Origin of the sequence: Microbacterium sp. Cr-K32 (assembly GCF_000708345.1) — a bacterium.
GTDB classification, from domain to species: domain Bacteria; phylum Actinomycetota; class Actinomycetes; order Actinomycetales; family Microbacteriaceae; genus Microbacterium; species Microbacterium maritypicum_A.
In genome coordinates, this window is the sequence record NZ_JARD01000028.1 from 269,155 (window position 1) to 288,452 (window position 19,298).

Consider the following 19,298-nt stretch of genomic DNA (forward strand, 5'->3'; position numbering starts at 1 on the left):
GCAGTGCCAGGATGTGAGCATGACGGACATCAAGCCGGCCCTCATCGAGCGTGCGGGCATCGAGATCATCCCCGAATCCGAGCGCACCGCGAAGCCTCGTGACCTGTTCTGGCCGTGGTTCGCGGCGAACGTCTCGGTGTTCGGCATGTCGTACGGTTCGTTCGTGCTGGGCTTCGGCATCTCGTTCTGGCAGGCGACGATCGTCTCGGTCATCGGCATCGTGGTGTCGTTCCTGCTGTGCGGGCTCATCGCGATCGCCGGCAAGCGCGGCTCGGCCCCCACCATGGTGCTCTCCCGCGCGGCGTTCGGCGTGCAGGGCCAGAAGGTTCCGGGTATCGTCTCGTGGCTGACCTCGATCGGCTGGGAGACATTCCTCGCGATCATGGCGGTACTCGCCACCGCGACCGTCATCACGCAACTCGGAGGTGACGGCGACAGCATCTGGCTGCGCATCGTCGCGACCGTCATCGTCGCAGCGCTGATCGTGACCGCCTCCGTGCTCGGCTATCACACGATCATGAAGCTGCAGTCGGTGCTCACGTGGATCACCGGCGTGGTCACCGTGGTCTACATCGTCCTCGCGGCGCCGGCGATCGACTTCTCCGCCGTGCTGGCCCGCCCCGACGGCGGTATCGGTCAGGTGATCGGCGCGCTCGTGATGGTGATGACCGGATTCGGGCTCGGCTGGATCAACATCGCCGCCGACTGGTCGAGGTACCAGAAGCGCACGGCGTCCGACGGGGCGATCGTCGCCTGGAACACGATCGGCGGCTCCGTGGCACCCGTGATCCTCGTGGTGTTCGGCCTGCTGCTCGGCGGCTCCGACGAAGACCTCATGAACGCGATCGCCGCCGACCCGATCGGCGCGCTCGCCTCGATCCTTCCTCCCTGGGTACTCGTGCCGTTCCTGCTGACGGCCGTGCTCGCGCTCGTCTCGGGCGCGGTGCTGGGCATCTACTCCTCCGGGCTCACCCTGCTCAGCCTCGGCATCCGCATCCCGCGCCCGTCGGCGGCCGCGATCGACGGCGTGATCCTGACGCTCGGCACGATCTTCGTGGTGTTCTTCGCGACCGACTTCCTGGGGCCGTTCCAGAGCTTCCTGATCACGCTCGGTGTGCCGCTCGCCTCGTGGGCCGGCATCCTGATCGCCGACATCCTGCGCCGCCGGAAGGACTATGACGAGGAGGCCTTGTTCGATCAGAACGGTCGTTACGGCGCGTGGGACTGGACATCGATCGGTACCCTGGTCGTCACGAGCGTGATCGGTTGGGGCCTGGTCGTGAACAACTTCGCCGAGGATGCCGCGTGGAACAACTGGCAGGGCTACCTGCTGTTCCTCATCGGCGGCAGGGACGGCGAGTGGGCATACGCGAACCTCGGGGTGTTCTTCGCGCTGGTGCTGTCGTTCCTCGGGACCTACGTCGCCAGGGCCGCGAAGATCCGGCGCCAGGAGGCCGTGTGAGCACTCCGGCGGCCGGGGACACCTGGCTCGTGGTGATCGATCCGCAGGCGATCTTCGCCTCGCCGGCGTCTGCGTGGGGTTCACCTTTCTTCGCCGAGGCGATGCCGAGCATCCGCGCCCTGGCGGAGGCGTTCGGCGACCGCGTGCTCGTGACGCGCTGGGTGCCGACCGCCGATCGGTCCACGTCCTGGGGCGACTACTTCGCGGCCTGGCCGTTCGCCGACCAGCCGCCGGGCGACCCGCTGTTCGCCCTGGTGCCCGAAGCGATCGACCTCTCCCCGCATCCGAGCCTCGACCTGCCGACGTTCGGCAAGTGGGGCCCCGAGCTCGAAGCGGTGGTCGGTCGCGGAGGGCGCCTGGTGCTCGCCGGGGTCTCGACGGACTGCTGCGTGATCTCGACGGCTCTGGCCGCGGCCGACGCGGGTGCGCACGTCACGATCGCCGCCGATGCCTGCGCCGGCTCGACTGCGGAGAACCACGCGACTGCGCTGCACGTCATGGGACTGTATCCCCCGCAGATCACCGTGAGCGACACCGCCACCGTGCTCGGCAACCGCTGACGGCGGGCGTGGGCCTCAGTCCGAGGCTCGCACGGCGGCGGCGATGTCGGTCGGGGAGCCGTGCCAGGGCGCGCCGTGACCCGGCAGCACCCAGGAGGCCGAGACCGCGGCCAGGCGGTCGAGCGAGGCGAGCGCCTCGTCGGGCTCGTCCGTGAAGGGCGCGCGCTGCGCCCCGGTCCGTCCCGTGAGCACGTGCCGAGTGGTCAGCGCGTCGCCGACGAACACCGCGTCGACGGCCGGCACGTGCACCGCGATGCTCCCCGGCGAGTGGCCGGGCATCCCGATGACGACCGGAGCACCGGGCAGATCCAGCACGTCGCCGTCGCCGACTTCCGTGACGACCGACACGTGATGTGTGCGCAGGGCGTTCTTGCGCAGGCCGTAGGCGAAGAAGCCGAGCGTGGGCCCGATCTTCGCCGGTCCCATCGCGGTCTTCGGCTTCTCCCCGGTGCGCACACGATGGCCGTCGGCCGCATGGATGAACACCGGCACTCCCGCCTCTGTGCGCAGCCGCTCGGCGAAGCCGATGTGATCGCCGTCGCCGTGGGTGAGGACGAGTCCGCGGATGTCGGACAGCGGGCGACCGAGCGCGGCGAGTTCGCGCTGCAGATCGTGCCAGTGCCCTGGCAGCCCCGCGTCGATCAGGGTGATGCCCTCGGGCAGGTCGATCAGGTACGAGGCGACGATGTCGTTGCCGAGGCGGTGCAGGTGCGGTGCGAGCTTCATGGCGGATCCTCTCGGGATGATTGCGATGGCTACGTTACGTAGCTATCATGGCTATTGTCAATAGCCATCCAGGGAGGATCCGATGCCGACACCGGAACGCACGTCCACCGACGAGATCGTCGCGGCCGGCCGGGAGATCCTCGAGGTCGCGGGACCTTCGGGCCTCACGATGCAGGCGGTCGCGAACAGGGTGGGCGTCCGCGCCCCCTCGCTCTACAAGCGGGTGCGGGACCGGCATGCTCTGCACGCCGCCGTCGCCACCGCGTCGATCGATGCGCTCACGGCGCGGCTCGAAGCCGCGGGCGACGACATCGGTGCGCTCGCTCATGCCTACCGCGACTTCGCGCACGCGCATCCGGAGGGCTTCCGGATCATGTTCACGATCGCGGCTCCGCATGACGCGCTGGAACGTTCGGCGGCACCCCTCATGCGCGCCGCCGCCTCCCTGGTCGGTGACGACGACGCGCTCGACGCCGCCCGTCTGTTCACCGCCTGGGCGACCGGCTTCCTGCAGATGGAGCTGTCCGGAGCGTTCCGACTCGGCGGCGACGTCGACCGCGCTTTCGAGTACGGCCTGCGTCGACTCATCGCCGGGATGGCCGGCTGAACCGCCACGGGTTCGATCACTGTCGCGCACCGGCATCCGCAGCCGGACTCGCGCACCGGGGCCGCCGGGCTACTTCATCGTGTCGAGGATGCCGACGAGGTCTTCGAACGTGGTGAGGGGATTCAGGATGGCGAAGCGTGTGTTCGGACGCCCGGCATGGGAGCTGGGGACCACGAACGCCCGCTGCGAGTCGAGCAGGGCCGCCGACCATCGGTCGTAGTCGGCACGCTCCCAACCGTCGCGCTCGAACACCACGATCGACAGCTGCGGGTCTCGCACCAGACGCAGCTCCGGACGTCGGGCGATCTCCGCGGCGATCCGTCGCGTCAGCGCGAGTCCGGCACTCACCGCCTCACGGTAGGCCGTGACCCCATAGGTCGCGACCGAGAACCACATGGGCAGGCCGCGCGGGCGACGCGTCAACTGGATGGAGTAGTCCGAGGGGCTGAACTCGTCGACGTCGGTGAGGATGTCGAGGTATTCGGCATGCTGCGTGTGCGCCCGGCGCCCGCTGTCGGGGTCGCGGTAGATCAGCGCGCAGCAGTCGAACGGTGCGAACAGCCATTTGTGCGGATCGACGATGACCGAGTCGGCGCGCTCGACGCCGGCGAAGATGTGCCGCGCTTCCGGCGCCAGCATCGCGGTGAGACCGTAGGCACCGTCGATATGCAGCCAGAAATCGAACTCGTCCTTGAGCGCCGCGATCCCCTCGATGTCGTCGACGATGCCGAAGTTGGTCGAGCCGCCGGTCGCGACGACCGCACAGATCTCGTCACCGTGCGCGAGGAGGGCTTCGCGCACGCCCTCCGCGCGCAGCACGCCGTCGTCGCCCGCAGGAACCAGCAGCACGTCGGCATCCATCACCTTCGCGGCCGACTTGTTCGAGGAGTGCGCCTCGACGCTGCACAGGATCTTCCATCGGCTCGGCAGCTCCTTGCCGGCCGCGATCAGCCGCGCCTTCGCCGCCTCGCGCGCGGCGACCAGTGCCGAGAGGTTGCCGATCGTGCCGCCCTGCACGAACACTCCGCCCGCGGTCTCGGGCAGCCCGAACTCGCTCGCGAGCCACGACAGCACCTCGTTCTCGGCGTGCACGGCCCCCGCGCCCTCGAGCCAGCTGCCGCCGTAGAGCCCGGATGCCGACACGACGAGGTCGAACGCGATCGCCGCCATGGTCGGCGCTGTCGGGATGAACGACAGATACAACGGGTGACTCGTGGTCAGGCACGCCGGGGCGAGGACGTGCTCGAACACGCTGAGGGCACGCGCGGCCCCGAGTCCCGCATCGGTGATCGTGGGCCCGACGAGGCGGTTCAGCTCGGCCTCGGACTGGGGCTTGTCGAGCGGCACGTCGGCGGCGAGCATGCGACGACGCGAGTAGTCGAGCACGGCGTCGACGATCGCCGTCGATTCGGGCGAGGCCGCGTGCATGCGCACAGCATCCATGGGCGTTCCTTTACTTGTCATCAGATCGGGAGTCGGCAGATCGGGTGTCGGCAGATCGGGTGTCGGGCGGTGCGGTGTCGAGCGGTGCGGTGTCGAGCACGGCCGACAGTGCACGCCTGGCCAGGTCGGCGCGGTCGCGGGGCGCCCACTTCACGAGGGAGTGCGCGTTCATTCCGTCGACCATCGCGAGCAGCAGCCACGCGGCCATGTCGGCGCGGCCGGCCGCGATCGCACCGGTCGCCGCGGCCCGGGCGAAGATCTGCTCCAGCGCGCTCTGCCACGCGTCCATCTCCTGCCGCACGCGGGCGGCGAGCGCCTCGTTGCGAGCACCGAGCGCCCACGCCTGCACCCAGATCAGGGTGACGTCGTCGCGGTCGGCGTCGAGGAGTGTCTCGATCAGGCGCAGCAGACCGGCCCGCAGCGCGGCGGGGCCGTCGGCGCCATCGAACGCGGCGATCACCTCGTCGCGCTCCGCCGCCACGATCAGCCCGAACACATCGGCGACGAACGCGTCCATCCCCGGCCGGTAGTGCGCCACGAGCGCCGGAGTCACCCCGACGCGAGCGGCGACCGCCCGCACGGTGAGGCTCTCGAGACCACTCTCGCGCGCAAGGCCGATCGCGCCGTCGAGGATCGAGTGATCGCGCTCCTCCGGCGACATCCGGCGAGCGCCCGCACCTGTTGACGTGGTCTTCATCAGGGGTTACCGTAACACCTGTTGATCGCATGTTCAATAGAAGAACCGGCAGCAGCGAGGAGATCACGATGAGCTGGCGCATGCCCACCGAGACCGCACGTCACGAGCGCACCTGGATGGCGTTCCCTGCAGAGGGCGAGACCCTCGGCGACACCGACACGGCGCGCGAAGAGGGCTACGCCACCTGGACCGCCGTCGCCCATGCGGTCGCAGAATTCGAGCCCGTGTCGATGCTGGTCGACCCGAGCGAGGTCGACAGGGCCCGGCGCATGCTCAGCAGCAGCATCGAGATCGTCGAAGCGCCGGTCGACGAGTTCTGGATGCGCGATTCCGGGCCGACGTTCGTGGTCGACGACGACCGGCCGGGAGTGCTCGGTGCGGTCGACTGGATCTTCAACGGCTGGGGTGCGCCGGAATGGGCCGAGTGGCGCAAGGCCGCGCAGCACGCGCGCATCGTCGCCGGCGCCGTCGGGGCGGAGCTCGTGAGCTCCACACTCGTGAACGAGGGCGGCGGCATCCACGTCGACGGCGAGGGTACCGTGCTGCTCACCGAGACCGTGCAGCTCGACCCTCGGCGCAACCCCTTCGCCGACAAGCAGCGGATCGAGGCCGAGATGGCCCGCACTATCGGCGCGACCAAGGCCGTGTGGCTGCCCCGTGGGCTCACTCGCGACTATGACGACTTCGGCACGAACGGCCACGTCGACATCGTCGCCACCATCGTCTCGCCCGGGCGGCTGCTGCTGCACGATCAGCAGAACCCCGAGCACCCCGACCACGCCGTCACCCGTGAGCTGCGCGCCCTGCTCTCGGAGCAGACCGATGCCGCCGGACGCCGCTTCGAGGTGATCGACCTGCCCGCACCCTCCACGCTGACGGACCAGGAGGGGCCCGTCGACTGGAGCTACGTCAACCACCTGGTCACGAACGACGGCGTGGTGGCGTGCGGCTTCGGCGACGAGAAGGCGGATGCCGCGGCGCGCGCGATCCTCGCCGACGCCTACCCCGGACGCCGGGTCGTCACGGTGGATGCGCGCCCGCTGTTCGACCGCGGCGGAGGGATCCACTGCATCACTCAGCAGCAGCCCGCCCTCGACGGAAGCCACTGATGTTCGACGTGGTGGAGGCATCCATCGCCGAGCTGCGGCGCGCCCTCGAGACCGGCGAGACGACCGCGGTCGAACTCATCGACGCCTACCTCGCGCGCATCGCCGCCTTCGACGCCCCCGGCACGGCTACGGCGCTGAACGCCGTCGTCGTCGCCAACCCGGAGGCCCGTGCCGAGGCGGCGGCATCGGATGCTCGTCGCGCCCGCGGCGAGGCCCTCGGGCCCCTCGACGGCATCCCCTACACAGCGAAGGACAGCTACCTCGTGCGCGGCCTCACCGCCGCCGCGGGAAGTCCCGCTTTCGCGGAGCTCGTGGCCCAGCGCGATGCCTTCACGATCGAGCGGCTGCGTGCGGGCGGAGCCATCTGCCTCGGGCTCACGAACATGCCTCCGATGGCGAACGGCGGCATGCAGCGTGGCGCCTACGGTCGCGCGGAGAGTCCGTACAACGCGGCCTTCCTCACAGCGCCCTTCGCCTCCGGCTCGTCGAACGGCTCCGGCACGGCGACGGCGGCGAGTTTCGCCGCTTTCGGCCTCGGCGAGGAGACCTGGTCGAGCGGCCGGGGCCCCGCGACCAACAACGCGCTGTGCGCCTACACCCCCTCACGCGGCGTGATCTCGACCCGCGGGAACTGGCCTCTCGTGCCGACCATGGACGTCGTTGTGCCGCACACCCGCTCGATGGCCGATCTGCTCGAGGTGCTCGACGTGATCGTCGCCGACGACGCCGAGACCCGCGGCGACTTCTGGCGGGCGCAGCCGTGGGTCGAGCTGCCCGCCGCATCCGCCGTCCGCCCGGAGTCGTATCGCGCCCTCGCCGCGGACACGGCGCGCACGCTCGTCGGTGCACGCATCGGTATCCCCCGCATGTACATCAATGCGGACCCGGATGCCGGCAGCACCGACAGCCCGGGCATCGGCGGCCCCACCGGTCAGCGCATCGACACACGGGCGAGCATCATCGCGCGCTGGGAGGCCGCCCGCCGCGTCCTCACCGCTGCCGGAGCGACCGTGATCGAGGTCGACTTCCCCGTGGTGTCGAACTACGAGGGCGACCGTCCGGGGGCGCACACCATCGCGACTCGCGGCCTGGTGCCACCCGAGTACCTGCACCGCGAGATCGTCGACCTCTCGGCGTGGGCGTGGGAGGACTTCCTGCAGGCGAACGGCGACCCGGGCCTGCGCTCGCTCGCCGACGTCGACGGCGCCAGGATCTTCCCGCATCCGGTGGGCGCGCTTCCCGACCGTTACACGGGGTTCGACGACGATATCGCCGAGTATCCGGACTGGGTGCGCCGCCATCCCGACGTCTCGTTCAGGGACATGCCCGAGCTCGAAGACGGGCTGCGCGGCCTGGAGGAGACGCGCCGCCGTGACCTCGAGGTGTGGATGGACGTGCTCCGGCTCGACGCCGTGGTCTTCCCCGCGGTGGCCGATGTGGGGCCGGCCGACATGGACGTGAACCCGGAATCCGCCGACCTCGGCTGGCGCAACGGCGTGTGGATCGCGAACGGCAACCTCGCGATACGTCACCTCGGCATCCCGACCGTCACCGTGCCGATGGGACTGATGAGCGACATCGACATGCCGATCGGGCTGACATTCGCGGGACGGGCGTACGACGACACGCGACTGCTGCGTTTCGCCTCGGCATTCGAAGCGGCAGGCGGCCCCGGCACGCGTCGCACGCCGCCGACGCGCACCCCCGCGCTCTGAAAGAGCCGCCAGCGTGACATAACACTCCTGTGACGCTCGCCACGATAGTGATATGTTCGGCGCATGCACACCGAGAACGAACGCGCCCTCGAATCCGGTATCGTCACCGACCTCTCGGGGCGGATGACCTACGGCTCGTACCTGGCGCTCGACCAGCTGCTCACCGCGCAGCACCCGGTGAGCGCACCGCAGCACCACGACGAGATGCTGTTCATCATCCAGCACCAGACCACCGAGCTGTGGCTCAAGCAGCTGCTGCATGAGCTGTCCTCCGCTCGCGAGCTGCTCGCCCGCGACGACCTGCGCGAGGCCCTGAAGCGCATCGCCAGGGTCAAGCGCATCCAAGACGTGATGACACAGCAGTGGTCGGTGCTCGCCACGCTCACCCCCACCGAGTACGCACAGTTCCGCGGGGCACTGGGCAACTCGTCGGGCTTCCAGTCCGTGCAGTACCGGGCGGTGGAGTTCGCCCTCGGCAACAAGAATGCGAAGATGCTGAGCGTCTTCGCCGACCACCCCGCCAATCTCGCTCTGCTCACCGCCGAGTGGGAGAAGCCGACCCTGTACGACGAATTCCTGCGTTTCGCCGCCCGCCGTGGGCTGCCGATCCCGAGCTCGATCCTCCAGCGCGACGTGCGCGAGCCGTACCGGGAGACCCCGGAGCTGGTGCCGGCGATCCGCGAGATCTACCAGGACCCGAGCCGGTACTGGGACCTGTACGAGGCGTGCGAAGACCTGGTCGACCTCGAGGACAACTTCCAGTTCTGGCGCTTCCGGCACCTCAAGACCGTCGCCCGGACCATCGGAATGAAGGTCGGCACCGGTGGCTCCAGCGGGGTCGGATTCCTGCAGCGCGCGCTGGACCTGACGTTCTTCCCCGAGCTCTACACCGTGCGCACCGAGATCGGCAGCTGATGAAGGCCGCGACGTTCTTCGACGGGACCGCATGGCGCGAGGGCGTCGTCGAGCTCGCCGACGGGCGCGTGCGGCTGCGCGATGAGCGCCCCACCCCCGACCTCCCCCGCATCCCCGGCGCCATCACCGGCGGATTCACCGACCACCACGTGCACCTGCAGCTCGTCGCGCACGGCCTGCTGGCAGGGTCGCGCCTCGGCCGCGTGATCGACCTCGGCGGCAACCCCCAGGTGCTGAGCCGGCTCGCCGTGCAGGCGGTCGCGATCGACTATGCCGGCGCTTTCCTGACCGCTCCGGGCGGTTACCCCTCCGACCGCGACTGGGCCCCGGAGGGCTCCGTCCGCGAGATCACCGACGCGGATTCCGCTGCCGCTGCGGTCGCCGGGATGGCGGCGGCCGGAGCCACCCGTCTCAAGGTCACCAGCAACAGCACCGCAGGACCGGTGCTCTCCGACGACCTCTTCCGCGCGATCGTGCGGGCGGCCGACGAGCACGGCCTCGCGGTCGTCGTGCATGCCGAAGGGGCGGGCGAAGCGCAGCGCGTCGTGCGTCTCGGAGCCTCCCACCTGGCCCATGCCCCGTTCACGGAGCGCCTCGACGACGCGGAGATCGTGCGCCAGGCGGCCTCGGCCTCGTGGATCTCGACGCTCGCGATCCACCAAGACCCCGAGCGCGCGATCGCGATCGACAACGTGCGTCGCTTCCACGCCGCAGGCGGGACCGTGCTCTACGGCACCGATCTGGGCAACGGGCCGATGCCGGTCGACCTGAACCCGCGCGAGATCGCCGCCCTCCGCGAAGCCGGGCTCGACGACGCCGCCCTCCTGAGCGCACTCGCGCCCGGGGATCCGTTCGACCCCACCTCCGTGCTCCTCCTCTCGGGAGGACCAGCCTCGACCGCCGATCCGCTCGACGCCCGCCCCCTCACCCCCGCAGATCTGAAGGTGTGACATGACCACGACATCCGCCCCCTCGCTCCTCGCGCACGCCCGCGCTCTCGACGCCGCCGATCCGCTGCGCGCCCACCTCGACGCGTTCGCCGAAGCCCCGGGCGTCACGGCCTACCTCGACGGCAACTCCCTCGGCCGACCGCTGCGCGACATGCCCGACAAGCTCGCCGCGTTCGTGCGCGACGACTGGGGAACACGGCTGATCCGCTCCTGGGACGAGCAGTGGATGGCGCTGCCGATGGAGCTCGGTGACCGCATCGGGCGGGTGGCGCTCGGTGCCGCTGCCGGGCAGACGGTCGTCGCCGATTCGACCAGCGTGCTCATCTACAAGCTCATGCGCGCCGCCGCGAGCGCCGATCCCACCCGCACCGAACTCGTGATCGAGGCCGGCAACTTCCCCACCGACCGGTTCCTCGCCGAGGGGGTGGCCGTCGAGACCGGGATGACTCTGCGCTGGCTCGAACCCGACCCGGTGCACGGGGTGACCGTCTCCGACGTCGAGGCCGTCGTCTCCGCACGCACGGCGCTGGTGTCGCTGAGCCATGTCGACTACCGCTCGGGCGCCCTGGCCGACATGCCGGGCATCACGGCTGCCGCGCATGAGGCCGGAGCACTGATGATGTGGGATCTGTGCCACTCCGCCGGCGTGGTCCCGATGCAGCTCGACGAGTGGGGTGTCGACATGGCCGTCGGCTGCACCTACAAGTACTTGAACGGCGGACCGGGCTCCCCCGCCTTCGCCTACCTCCGCCACGGACTGCAGGGTGTGCTGCGCCAGCCGATCCAGGGCTGGTGGAGCGCCGCCGACATCTTCGCGATGGGGCCGGAGTACGTACCAGCGGGCGACATCCGCCAACTGCTCAGCGGCACGCCGCCGGTGACCTCGATGCTCGCGATGCAGGGCATGCTCGACCTCATCGAGCAGTCGACGGTCGAGGGCGTGCGGGCGAAGTCGCAGTCGCTGACCGATCTTGCGGTGCAGGCCTACGACGAGCTGCTCGCCCCTCTCGGCGTGCGACTGCTCAGCCCCCGCGACGCCGAGGTGCGCGGCGGTCATGTGACGATCGGCCACCCCGACTTCCGTGAGGTCACGCGGCGCCTGTGGGCGGACGGCATCATCCCCGACTTCCGGTTCCCGGATGGCATCCGCCTCGGCCTCTCCCCGCTCAGCACTTCGCACGTCGAGACGGTCACCGGCGTTCTCGCGGTGCGTGACGCGTTGGAGTCCGGTGACCTCTGACCCCGCCGTCGCCCCCGTGCTCGACGACATCGATGCGCGCCCCGGCAGCACCGCCTCGCTGCTGCGGACGTTCATCGGCGTCTTCCTGCGCCCGCTCGGCGGATGGATCTCGACGGCCGACCTGGTCGCTTTCGCCGGCGACCTGGGCATCGAAGCGGCACAGGCACGCACGGGTGTCGCCCGCCTCAAGCAGAAGGGCCTGCTGCTCGCCTCGCGCGAAGAGCAGATCGGCTATCGCCTCAATCCCGCAGCCACCGGGATGCTGGAACGTGGGGATCGACGCATCTTCGAGATGCGGGAGATGACGGATGCCGACACCTGGTGCCTGGTGTCGTTCTCGATCCCCGAGAGCGCACGGAGCGTACGCCACCAGTTGCGTCGACGGCTGCAGTGGATCGGCGCGGGTGTCGTATCGCCGGCGCTGTGGATCTGTCCCGGCCACCTTCAGGCGGAGGTGGAGCAGATCCTCCAGGAACTCGACGTGCGCGGCTGGGCGACGCTGTTCCCGACATCCGTGCCCGTCCCCGCCGGCACGCTGATCGAGGCCGCGGCGCAGTGGTGGGACCTGGAGGCGCTGCGCGGCGAGCATCTCTCTTTCCAGGGCGCGCTCGCGACGCTGCCCGCCGAGCCGTTCGCCGCGTACGTGCAGCTGATCGACCGTTGGCGGGTGCTGCCGTACACCGACCCGGGGCTTCCCCCCTCGATGCTGCCGACCGATTGGCCCGGTCGTCGCAGCTTCGACGAGTTCGCCCGTCGGTCGGCGGAACTGGCCGCACCCGCCTGGGCGCATGTGCGCGCCCGGATCGCCTAGTTCCGTCATCCACCCCGCCGTTCCGGTCGCACTTTCTGTCGCCTGCGCGCCTCGCGGGCGACAGGAAGTGCGACCGGAGCAATCCGAAGCCGGGATCGCCTAGCCCGCCTGCCCCGCGACCTCGGCGAGGAAGCCGGCCACGTGCTCCTGCAGTCGCAGGATGCGCAGGTCGCGCGCGAACTCGCGGTCGAACCCCTGGTAGGCCAGGGGCGGCAGGATGCGGACATTGTGGTTGCAGCCGAACTCGGCGCAGGTGAGCACGCCCACGCTGTCGCCCTTGCGTCCGGCCGGCCCGGCCTTGCGCGCGACGTACAGCTGCACGTCGTTGCGGAGCGTGACGTCTTCGCACCATGAGCATTGCGCCCGCGCGATCACGCGCTGTTCGGCGCGCTGCAGGAAGACGCCGACCGGGGCGTCGTCGATCCAGCTGACGACGTAGGCCCGGCGGGGCATCTTCGGGTCAGCCCAGCCGAGGAAGTCGAGGCGATCGAAGTCGATCTCGGCGAAGCCGTGCGGCAGGGTCAGGTCGGAGACCTCCTTGCGGGAGGCGTTGAGGAAGGAGGCGCGGATGCCGCGCTCGTCGATGGGACGCATGAGAATGAGTGCTTTCGGGGTGGTCGCCGCGAGGGCGAGTCGATGGGAGGAAGGTCCCGGACGCGGATGCCGGGTACGTCACGACACCGGGGACGGGGGTTCCGCCTCCGGTGGGTCCTCAGCCTCTGTCTGCGGCGCGGAAGGCGCCTGCAGCTCCGTTCTGCGCCCCGTGGGCGCTCATCGACGACAGCACCCGGCGAGCTTACACCCGTTTGTTTCACTCCGTGTCGGCCCGCCTGGGCACAGCGCGACGGGCGTCTTAGTCTTTCCGGAACGTCCGACCAGAAGGAGACCACCGTGTCCACGCCGCTGAACCGCCTTTCGCCCCTCCCGGTGCGTGAGCGTGCGGCGTGCATGTGCAGCCACGGCGGCCGGTGCTCCTCCTTCGCCCCCGGCCATGCTCTGCACCTCATCCAGGCACGCATCGCCTCGGCGACGCCCACGGAGTGGATCGACGCCCTGGTCGAGTCTGCCGACGCGGTATCGGGAGACCTCGTGGTGCGCACGCTCGACGGCGAAGCGCACGATCTGTGGAGCGGCTCCGGCGCTGCGCTCGAAGCCGCCCCAGGCACCCCCGTCGCACTCCACGCGCGCTACGGCGTGCTGGCCGTCGGCGGCACGCAGTACAACGTCGCCGCGGTCTGATCGCGCCCTGAGCCCGCCCCCGGTTCAGGCGTTCAGGTTCAGGCGCTCCGGTTCAGGCGCTCGCCATCAGCATGTCCTTCATGGCCGAGCAGGCGTCCATGCAGGCCTGGCACGCCTGAGCGCACATCCGGCAGACGTCGCTCTCGTCGGCATGCCGCGCGCACGCGTCCATGCACGTCCTGCACATCGCGATGCAGGCGTTCAGCATCGCCATCATCGACGCCGGGGTCATGCCCTGCATCCGCATCATCGACCGCATCATGGTGTTGCACATGTCGGCGCAGTTCATGCACGCCGGTGAGCAGTCCATCATCTGCGTCGAGCACACCGTGCAGGCCTGCTCGCAGGCAGCGCACGCATCCATGCACGCCTGCATGACGGCCATGTCCATCATCTGCATGTCGGGCATCGACTCCATGTTCTTCGACATGGCGCCCATCATCATCGAGTCCATCGCACACCGCTTCCTTGGTCGAGGTCCGCGGGCAGGACCACCCGCCTGGCGCCAGGCTAGTCCTTCCCGGTGCATGAGTCGATGGGCGCCGAACGTTGTCATGGTGCGAGCCGATTGTCAATCCCGTGGCCGCTTCTCCGCAGGAGTGAGAGTGTCGGAAGCAATCGATCCGCCTACGAGAGGAGCCGCACATGAGTGCCGCAGACGACATCAAGAACGCCGCCGAGAAGGCCGCCGGAAAGGTCAAGGAAGGCGTCGGAAAGCTCACCGACAACGAGAAGCTCGAAGCCGAGGGCAAGGCGGATCAGGTCAAGGCCTCCGCCAAGCAGGCCGGCGAGAACGTGAAGGACGCCGCGGGCAAGGCCGGCGACAGCGTCCGGGACGCGTTCGAGAAGTAAGACGCCCCACACACCGAAGAGGTGAGGCCCGCCGAACGGCGGGCCTCACCTCGATGGGTCAGACGTGTGGAGTCGTCAGACCTTGCGGCTGCCGCTGATCGCTCGGATCAACCAGGCGATCACAGCGATCGCGAGGAGGACGAGCCCGACCCACAGGAGGAACTGGAGCGACTGCACCAGTCCTCCGGTGATCGCAAGGATCACTGCGACGACGATGACGATGATCAGGAGGATGTTCATCGGTCTTTCCCTTCTTTCGGCAGGCGCGAACGCCCGACTGTGGTGCCTCCACGCTAGCCGTGGGAAGCGTTATGCCCGAGGGGGTTGACTTACCCCCTCCGAGTGCGCGAAGGAGACGAGCACATGCCAGGAAGACGCGACAACTCGCTGAAGGATCCCGAGCTGTACGAAGAGCTGAGGAAAGACGGCGCCTCGAAGGAGAAGGCCGCGCGCATCTCGAACGCCGCGGCGAAAGAGGGGCGCAGTGCCGTGGGGCGCCGCGGCGGCGAACACGGAGACTACGAGGATTGGACCGTGCCGGAGCTGCGCGCGCGTGCGAAGGAACTCGGTCTGACCGGCTACAGCGGCAAGCGGAAATCCGAGTTGATCTCCGCGCTCAGGAATCACTGAGGCCGCGGATGGCGCGCTTCGGCATCGAGGAGGAGTTCCTCTTCCTCGATGCGCACTCGCTGGTGCCCGTGACGCTCGCCGCCGGCACTCGCGAGCGCATCACGCGCCTCAAGACGGGCGGAGTGGTGACCAGAGAGTACCTGACCTCGCAGATCGAGTGCCTCACCGAGCCGGTCGCGACCGCGACGGACGCCGAAGCGCAGCTGACCCATCTGCGCGGCCTCATCGGATGGCACGCCCAGGATCAGCATGCCATCGCCGCCGGCACCGGCACCCCGTTCGCCTCGACCCGGTCCTCCGCCGTATCGCCCTCGCCGCACTACGACGACGTCGCGTCGCAGCTCGGACATCTCACGCGCGACCACGAGGTCAACGGGCTGCACGTGCACGTCGAGGTCACCGACGACGAGGAGCGGGTCCGCGCCCTGAACCGGGTGCGCGGCTGGCTCCCCGTGCTGCTGGCGCTCACCGGGAACAGCCCGTTCGTGAACGGACGGGATTCCGACTTCGCCAGTTGGCGCAGCATCCTGATCCGTCGGCTACCGTCGTCATGGGCCCCGCCATGCTTCCGCGATTACGACGACTATCGCTCGGGTGTGCAGCGTCTCATCGACGTCGGCGCGCTCACCGATGCGGCGTCGCTGTCATGGTCGGCCCGGATATCGGAGCGGTACCCGACCGTCGAGGTCCGGGTCTTCGACGCCCAGCTGACAGCCGAGGAATCGGTGTCCGCCGCGCTCCTCTCCCGCGCGCTCGTGCTCACCACCGATCTGCCGCTCGCCGACATCGGCGTCGACGGCATCGACGCCTCTCTGTGGACGGCGGCCCGCCGAGGGATGGACGCACGCCTGCTCGATCCGACGACCGGCGAGGCCGAAGACGCCTGGAAGCTCGCCGACCGCATGCTGTCCGCGATCGCTCCCACGCTCCGCGAACTCGGCGACGAGGATCGGGTCCGCGACGGCATGGATCGGCTGCGCACCGACGGGTCCGGTGCGCAGCGCCAGCGACGCGCCGTCGCCGAGGGCGGGACGCGTGCCCTCGGCGATCTTCTCCGCGCAGGGACAGCCGCACCGCTTCCCGCCCCCGCAGAGCAGCCTGCCTGATCTTCGCCGGCCCCGATCTTCACCGGCCCCGGCGTCCGATGACGGCGGTATGGTCGGCCTGTGGCCTCCTTCGCCCCGCTCCAGCGCCTCGTGATCTCGATCGCGGTGCTCGCGTCTTTCGTGACGTTCCTCGACGGCACGGTCGTCAACGTGGCGCTGCCCGCGATCAGTCGCGAACTCGGAGGCGGCATCACCACCCAGCAGTGGGTCGTCGACGCCTATCTGATCACTCTGAGTGCCCTGATCCTGCTGGCCGGATCGGTGTCGGACGCCTACGGCCGGGTGCTGGTGATGCGTATCGGGCTGATCGCCTTCGGCGTGGCATCCATCGCCGTGGCCGCGGCATTCGATCCACTCGTCATGATCATCGCCAGGGCCGCGCAGGGGGCAGCGGGTGCGCTGCTGGTGCCGAGCTCGCTCGCACTGATCACCGCGACCATGCGCTCCGATGTGCAGTCGAGGGCGATCGGCGTCTGGACGGCGTTCACCACGGGAGCACAGCTGGTCGGTCCACTGCTGGGCGGATTGTTCGTCGACTACCTGTCCTGGCGCTTCGTCTTCCTCATCAACGTGATCCCGATCGGCATCACTCTCCTCCTGCTCTCCCGTCTTCGTCTGCCCGAGCATCCCCGTGGCATCACGGTCGACTGGTGGAGCGGGGCGCTGTGCGCGGTCGGACTCGGCGCCGTGGTCTTCGCACTCATCGAACAGCCGAATCTGGGGTGGCAGTCGCCCGCGATCTGGATTCCGGCCGTGGCCGGCGCCGCCATGTTCGCCCTGTTCCTGTGGCGTCAGCAGCACTCGGCGTCGCCCCTCATGCCCCTGTGGCTGTTCCGGGTGCGCGACTTCGGCTGGGGCAACCTCGCCACCTTCTTCGTGTATGCGGCTCTGTCGCTCAACGGCTTCGTGGTCGGCGTCTACCTGCAGCAGGGGGCGGGCCTCAGCGCGACCGCCGCGGGATTGGCCAGCCTGCCCATGACCATCCTGATGATCCTCGTCAGCTCGCGCGCGGGCCAGTGGGCCGGCCGGTGGGGACCGCGCATCTTCATGACGGTCGGACCGCTGCTCATGGCGGTCGGCGCCCTCATGCTGCTTCTCGTCTCGGTCGACTTCGACTACTGGTGGCAGGTGCTGCCGGCGATGATCGTGATGGGCCTCGGGCTCTCGCTCACGGTCGCTCCGCTCACGGCCGCGATCCTCGGAGCGATCGACGAGAACCACTCGGGTATCGCCTCGGCCGTCAACAACGCCGTCTCGCGTGTCGCCGGGCTGCTCGTGGTGGCGATGCTGTCGACGATCGTCGGCGGTGCGCTCGACCTCGACGGGTTCCACAGCGCGGCATGGGTCACGGCGACGCTGCTCGTGATCGGCGGCGTGGTGTCGTGGATCGGCATCCGCCGCAATCCGGCCGAACCGACACCGGCCGACGCGGCCGCGACCGGCCCCGTGCCGCGATGACCGTGGCCGCACTCGCGCGAGGCCGATGGGCCGGTCTGATCGTCGTCGGAGCGCTCGCGCTGACGGCCTGCTCCCCCGCGCCCGCGCATTCGCCTTCGTCGGGCGTCACCCTTCCGCCCTCCGGCGCGGTGCCCGACTACCAGCTGGGCGGAGCTTACGCACCGGGCCCCGAGGTCGGCATCGTCGGGCGGGACCGGAGCGCCGAGCCCGTACCCGGCGTGTACTCGATCTGCTACGTGAACGGCTTCCAGACGCAGCCGGGCGAACTCGCAGACTGGCCGCGCGATCTGCTGCTCCAGCGCGGGGGCGAGGTCGTGTTCGATCCGGACTGGCCGGACGAGGCACTGCTCGACACCTCGACCGCGGAGCATCGAGACAGGATCTCCGAGACGGTGAAGCCCTGGATCGACGAATGCGCGGATGCCGGCTTCGACGCGGTGGAATTCGACAACCTCGACTCGTACTCACGGTCCGATGGTTCCCTCTCGTTCGACGACAGCCGGGCACTGGCCTCGCTCCTCGTCGATGCAGCCCACACCGCGGGGCTCGCCGCCGGGCAGAAGAACGCCGCCGAGGACGCGGCTCCGCTCCGCGCGCGGGTCGATTTCGACTTCGCGGTCACCGAGGAATGCGCCGCGTACGAGGAGTGCGAGGCCTACACGTCGGTCTACGGCGACCACGTCATCGACATCGAGTACGCCGACGAGCTCCCGCGGTCCTTCGCCGAGATGTGCGCCGACGACGCCTCTCCCGCCGCGATGGTGCTCCGCGACCGCGATCTCGTCACACCGGACGACGGCGCCTACGTGTTCGCGACCTGCGGCTGAGCGATCCGGCTGCTCAAAGACCGTCGTCCTCGTGCCAGTGCTCCTGCCAGCGCCAGTCGATCGGCTCGGATGCCCGCTGATAGCGGATGTCGGTGGAGAGACGGATACGCCCCTGCGGGTCGACGTTGTCGGTGCTGGCGTGCACCACGTACGACGAATGGACCATCACGTCGCCGGCCCGGTAGTCGGCGAGCAGCCACCGCGCATCGTGCGCCTCGGCGAGAGAAGGGAGGTCGGCCGTGATCGACGCAGCCGGGGGCCTGTCACCGCGATCCCGCTCGGCGGCGAGGGCCCAGTGGTGGCTGCCTTCGAGATAGGTGAGACCGCCCTGCTCGACGGGACAGTCTCCCAGGGGGATCCACATCGAGAGCACGCGCTCGCTTCCCTCGCGCAGATAGACGAGGTCGTAGTGTGCCTGTGTGGCGGTGCCGATGCCCGATTCGCCCGGACGGATGTGGCGGATGATCTTGCGCCGGTGCAGGTGCACGTCATCGCCGAGGAACCATTCGAACCACCCGCGGATGTCGGGGTGTCCGGTCAGCGCCGCGTATCGCTCCCCCGGAACGATCTCGTCGAACAGGGCGGCGCGGATCTTCGCCCTGTCGATCTCTCCCTGCGCGCCGATGCCGACGGCGGGATCGGAACCGTGCTCCGTGATCCCGGTGTCCGCCATCGCCGTGAAGTAGTACTCGCGGAACGAGGCGACCAGCTGCGGATCGAGCTGCTGCGGCAGATAGAGATAGCCGTCGCGACGCAACCGATCCCACAGCGCATCCTTGTCGCTGCGAATGGCGTCCGGCACGGGCTCCATCCTGCCCAGGCGGGACGGAGAATCGTCGAGGGTGTATCCGTTGGAGGTGAGCATGACTCCAGCGTCGGCGACACTTGGACTTCCGTCCATGGACTTTTCCGCCGGATCATTGGACTATCCGCGATGAACCGACCGCGACT

General features: G+C 69.4%; 22 protein-coding genes. 15 read left to right on the forward strand and 7 right to left on the reverse strand.

All coding sequences use genetic code 11. The features are described from left to right. Nucleotides 1-19: 19 nt before the first annotated feature. Together GZ64_RS0115735 and GZ64_RS0115740 are read left to right on the forward strand one after the other, a co-directional pair. Nucleotides 20-1,462 (forward strand): purine-cytosine permease family protein, encoded by a 1,443-nt coding sequence (locus GZ64_RS0115735; protein ID WP_029267512.1) that lies wholly within the window; start codon nt 20-22, stop codon nt 1,460-1,462. Then, nucleotides 1,459-2,022, forward strand: a complete 564-nt coding sequence (locus GZ64_RS0115740; RefSeq protein WP_029259971.1) for a cysteine hydrolase — start codon at nt 1,459-1,461, stop codon at nt 2,020-2,022. Before GZ64_RS0115735 ends, GZ64_RS0115740 begins: the two co-directional genes overlap by 4 nt. Before the next feature lie 15 nt (nt 2,023-2,037). Here GZ64_RS0115740 and GZ64_RS0115745 read toward each other — a convergent pair whose 3' ends face one another. Further along, entirely contained in the window at nt 2,038-2,748 is a 711-nt protein-coding gene (locus GZ64_RS0115745; RefSeq protein ID WP_029267514.1) for an MBL fold metallo-hydrolase, read from the reverse strand. Between the two features lie 82 nt (nt 2,749-2,830). Between GZ64_RS0115745 and GZ64_RS0115750 the strand changes: the two genes are divergently transcribed. Beyond that, nucleotides 2,831-3,355, forward strand: a complete 525-nt coding sequence (locus tag GZ64_RS0115750; RefSeq protein ID WP_021201222.1) for a TetR/AcrR family transcriptional regulator — start codon at nt 2,831-2,833, stop codon at nt 3,353-3,355. A 69-nt stretch (nt 3,356-3,424) separates the two neighbouring features. On the opposite strand, the gene GZ64_RS0115755 is transcribed toward GZ64_RS0115750, so the two are convergent. After that, nucleotides 3,425-4,798 carry a pyridoxal phosphate-dependent decarboxylase family protein gene (locus GZ64_RS0115755; protein ID WP_021201223.1) on the reverse strand — a complete coding sequence of 458 codons (1,374 nt, stop codon included), beginning with the start codon at nt 4,796-4,798 and terminating at the stop codon, nt 3,425-3,427. Nucleotides 4,799-4,808: 10 nt separating this feature from the next. After that, nucleotides 4,809-5,495, reverse strand: a complete 687-nt coding sequence (locus tag GZ64_RS0115760) for a TetR/AcrR family transcriptional regulator (RefSeq protein WP_081859774.1) — start codon at nt 5,493-5,495, stop codon at nt 4,809-4,811. Nucleotides 5,496-5,563: 68 nt separating this feature from the next. Between GZ64_RS0115760 and GZ64_RS0115765 the strand changes: the two genes are divergently transcribed. From GZ64_RS0115765 to GZ64_RS0115790, 6 genes are all read left to right on the forward strand, one after another. Further along, nucleotides 5,564-6,604, forward strand: coding sequence for an agmatine deiminase family protein (locus GZ64_RS0115765; protein ID WP_029267518.1), 1,041 nt, complete (start codon nt 5,564-5,566; stop codon nt 6,602-6,604). Continuing rightward, nucleotides 6,604-8,319, forward strand: a complete 1,716-nt coding sequence (locus GZ64_RS0115770; protein WP_029267519.1) for an amidase — start codon at nt 6,604-6,606, stop codon at nt 8,317-8,319. Before GZ64_RS0115765 ends, GZ64_RS0115770 begins: the two co-directional genes overlap by 1 nt. Nucleotides 8,320-8,382: 63 nt before the next feature. Then, nucleotides 8,383-9,234 carry a tryptophan 2,3-dioxygenase gene (locus GZ64_RS0115775; protein WP_029259964.1) on the forward strand — a complete coding sequence of 284 codons (852 nt, stop codon included), beginning with the start codon at nt 8,383-8,385 and terminating at the stop codon, nt 9,232-9,234. Then, a complete protein-coding gene (locus GZ64_RS0115780; RefSeq protein WP_051668094.1) occupies nt 9,234-10,184 on the forward strand; it encodes a hypothetical protein in 951 nt (316 codons plus the stop codon). The genes GZ64_RS0115775 and GZ64_RS0115780 overlap by 1 nt, the downstream gene beginning before the upstream one ends. A 1-nt stretch (nt 10,185) precedes the next feature. After that, nucleotides 10,186-11,424 carry a kynureninase gene (locus GZ64_RS0115785; protein WP_029267523.1) on the forward strand — a complete coding sequence of 413 codons (1,239 nt, stop codon included), beginning with the start codon at nt 10,186-10,188 and terminating at the stop codon, nt 11,422-11,424. Further along, the gene (locus GZ64_RS0115790) at nt 11,414-12,235 is read left to right on the forward strand and encodes a PaaX family transcriptional regulator (RefSeq protein WP_029267525.1); all 822 of its coding nucleotides are present in this window, start codon (nt 11,414-11,416) and stop codon (nt 12,233-12,235) included. Before GZ64_RS0115785 ends, GZ64_RS0115790 begins: the two co-directional genes overlap by 11 nt. 99 nt (nt 12,236-12,334) lie before the next feature. Here the strand turns inward: GZ64_RS0115790 and GZ64_RS0115795 are convergent, their stop codons facing one another. Continuing rightward, the gene (locus GZ64_RS0115795) at nt 12,335-12,829 is read right to left on the reverse strand and encodes an FBP domain-containing protein (protein ID WP_029259960.1); all 495 of its coding nucleotides are present in this window, start codon (nt 12,827-12,829) and stop codon (nt 12,335-12,337) included. Nucleotides 12,830-13,126: 297 nt separating this feature from the next. Here GZ64_RS0115795 and GZ64_RS0115800 point away from each other — a divergent pair, with 297 nt between their 5' ends. Next, a complete protein-coding gene (locus tag GZ64_RS0115800; protein WP_029267527.1) occupies nt 13,127-13,474 on the forward strand; it encodes a hypothetical protein in 348 nt (115 codons plus the stop codon). Between the two features lie 52 nt (nt 13,475-13,526). Here GZ64_RS0115800 and GZ64_RS0115805 read toward each other — a convergent pair whose 3' ends face one another. Further along, a complete protein-coding gene (locus GZ64_RS0115805) occupies nt 13,527-13,904 on the reverse strand; it encodes a hypothetical protein (protein WP_231479913.1) in 378 nt (125 codons plus the stop codon). A gap of 215 nt (nt 13,905-14,119) precedes the next feature. Here GZ64_RS0115805 and GZ64_RS0115810 point away from each other — a divergent pair, with 215 nt between their 5' ends. Continuing rightward, nucleotides 14,120-14,326, forward strand: coding sequence for a CsbD family protein (locus tag GZ64_RS0115810; RefSeq protein WP_017829324.1), 207 nt, complete (start codon nt 14,120-14,122; stop codon nt 14,324-14,326). A 75-nt stretch (nt 14,327-14,401) separates the two neighbouring features. On the opposite strand, the gene GZ64_RS20085 is transcribed toward GZ64_RS0115810, so the two are convergent. Beyond that, nucleotides 14,402-14,566 (reverse strand): hypothetical protein, encoded by a 165-nt coding sequence (locus GZ64_RS20085; RefSeq protein WP_017201713.1) that lies wholly within the window; start codon nt 14,564-14,566, stop codon nt 14,402-14,404. A 123-nt stretch (nt 14,567-14,689) separates the two neighbouring features. On the opposite strand from GZ64_RS20085, the gene GZ64_RS0115820 reads away from it, so the two are divergent. The 4 genes from GZ64_RS0115820 to GZ64_RS0115835 are packed head-to-tail and all read left to right on the forward strand — an operon-like array spanning nt 14,690 to nt 18,347. Then, complete coding sequence (locus GZ64_RS0115820; RefSeq protein ID WP_021201234.1) at nt 14,690-14,956, forward strand: DUF7218 family protein; 267 nt, start codon at nt 14,690-14,692, stop codon at nt 14,954-14,956. 8 nt (nt 14,957-14,964) lie between these two features. Continuing rightward, a complete protein-coding gene (locus GZ64_RS0115825; protein WP_036331651.1) occupies nt 14,965-16,062 on the forward strand; it encodes a carboxylate-amine ligase in 1,098 nt (365 codons plus the stop codon). Between the two features lie 60 nt (nt 16,063-16,122). Beyond that, nucleotides 16,123-17,520 (forward strand): MFS transporter, encoded by a 1,398-nt coding sequence (locus GZ64_RS0115830; protein ID WP_029267533.1) that lies wholly within the window; start codon nt 16,123-16,125, stop codon nt 17,518-17,520. Beyond that, a complete protein-coding gene (locus GZ64_RS0115835) occupies nt 17,517-18,347 on the forward strand; it encodes an endo alpha-1,4 polygalactosaminidase (RefSeq protein WP_029267535.1) in 831 nt (276 codons plus the stop codon). Before GZ64_RS0115830 ends, GZ64_RS0115835 begins: the two co-directional genes overlap by 4 nt. Before the next feature lie 13 nt (nt 18,348-18,360). Here GZ64_RS0115835 and GZ64_RS0115840 read toward each other — a convergent pair whose 3' ends face one another. Beyond that, nucleotides 18,361-19,212 (reverse strand): phytanoyl-CoA dioxygenase family protein, encoded by an 852-nt coding sequence (locus GZ64_RS0115840; RefSeq protein ID WP_029267537.1) that lies wholly within the window; start codon nt 19,210-19,212, stop codon nt 18,361-18,363. Nucleotides 19,213-19,298 lie beyond the last annotated feature (86 nt).

Bases quoted from the DNA above. Each gene is read 5' to 3' on its own strand.
- GZ64_RS0115745 (WP_029267514.1), bottom strand. From the start codon at position 2,748: ATGAAGCTCGCACCGCACCTGCACCGCCTCGGCAACGACATCGTCGCC.
- GZ64_RS0115780 (WP_051668094.1), top strand. From the start codon at position 9,234: ATGAAGGCCGCGACGTTCTTCGACGGGACCGCATGGCGCGAGGGCGTC.
- GZ64_RS0115775 (WP_029259964.1), top strand. From the start codon at position 8,383: ATGCACACCGAGAACGAACGCGCCCTCGAATCCGGTATCGTCACCGAC.
- GZ64_RS0115805 (WP_231479913.1), bottom strand. From the start codon at position 13,904: ATGTCGAAGAACATGGAGTCGATGCCCGACATGCAGATGATGGACATG.
- GZ64_RS0115750 (WP_021201222.1), top strand. From the start codon at position 2,831: ATGCCGACACCGGAACGCACGTCCACCGACGAGATCGTCGCGGCCGGC.
- GZ64_RS0115755 (WP_021201223.1), bottom strand. From the start codon at position 4,798: ATGGATGCTGTGCGCATGCACGCGGCCTCGCCCGAATCGACGGCGATC.
- GZ64_RS0115735 (WP_029267512.1), top strand. From the start codon at position 20: ATGACGGACATCAAGCCGGCCCTCATCGAGCGTGCGGGCATCGAGATC.
- GZ64_RS0115820 (WP_021201234.1), top strand. From the start codon at position 14,690: ATGCCAGGAAGACGCGACAACTCGCTGAAGGATCCCGAGCTGTACGAA.
- GZ64_RS0115835 (WP_029267535.1), top strand. From the start codon at position 17,517: ATGACCGTGGCCGCACTCGCGCGAGGCCGATGGGCCGGTCTGATCGTC.
- GZ64_RS20085 (WP_017201713.1), bottom strand. From the start codon at position 14,566: ATGAACATCCTCCTGATCATCGTCATCGTCGTCGCAGTGATCCTTGCG.
- GZ64_RS0115765 (WP_029267518.1), top strand. From the start codon at position 5,564: ATGAGCTGGCGCATGCCCACCGAGACCGCACGTCACGAGCGCACCTGG.
- GZ64_RS0115760 (WP_081859774.1), bottom strand. From the start codon at position 5,495: ATGAAGACCACGTCAACAGGTGCGGGCGCTCGCCGGATGTCGCCGGAG.
- GZ64_RS0115825 (WP_036331651.1), top strand. From the start codon at position 14,965: ATGGCGCGCTTCGGCATCGAGGAGGAGTTCCTCTTCCTCGATGCGCAC.
- GZ64_RS0115840 (WP_029267537.1), bottom strand. From the start codon at position 19,212: ATGCTCACCTCCAACGGATACACCCTCGACGATTCTCCGTCCCGCCTG.
- GZ64_RS0115795 (WP_029259960.1), bottom strand. From the start codon at position 12,829: ATGCGTCCCATCGACGAGCGCGGCATCCGCGCCTCCTTCCTCAACGCC.
- GZ64_RS0115810 (WP_017829324.1), top strand. From the start codon at position 14,120: ATGAGTGCCGCAGACGACATCAAGAACGCCGCCGAGAAGGCCGCCGGA.
- GZ64_RS0115785 (WP_029267523.1), top strand. From the start codon at position 10,186: ATGACCACGACATCCGCCCCCTCGCTCCTCGCGCACGCCCGCGCTCTC.
- GZ64_RS0115770 (WP_029267519.1), top strand. From the start codon at position 6,604: ATGTTCGACGTGGTGGAGGCATCCATCGCCGAGCTGCGGCGCGCCCTC.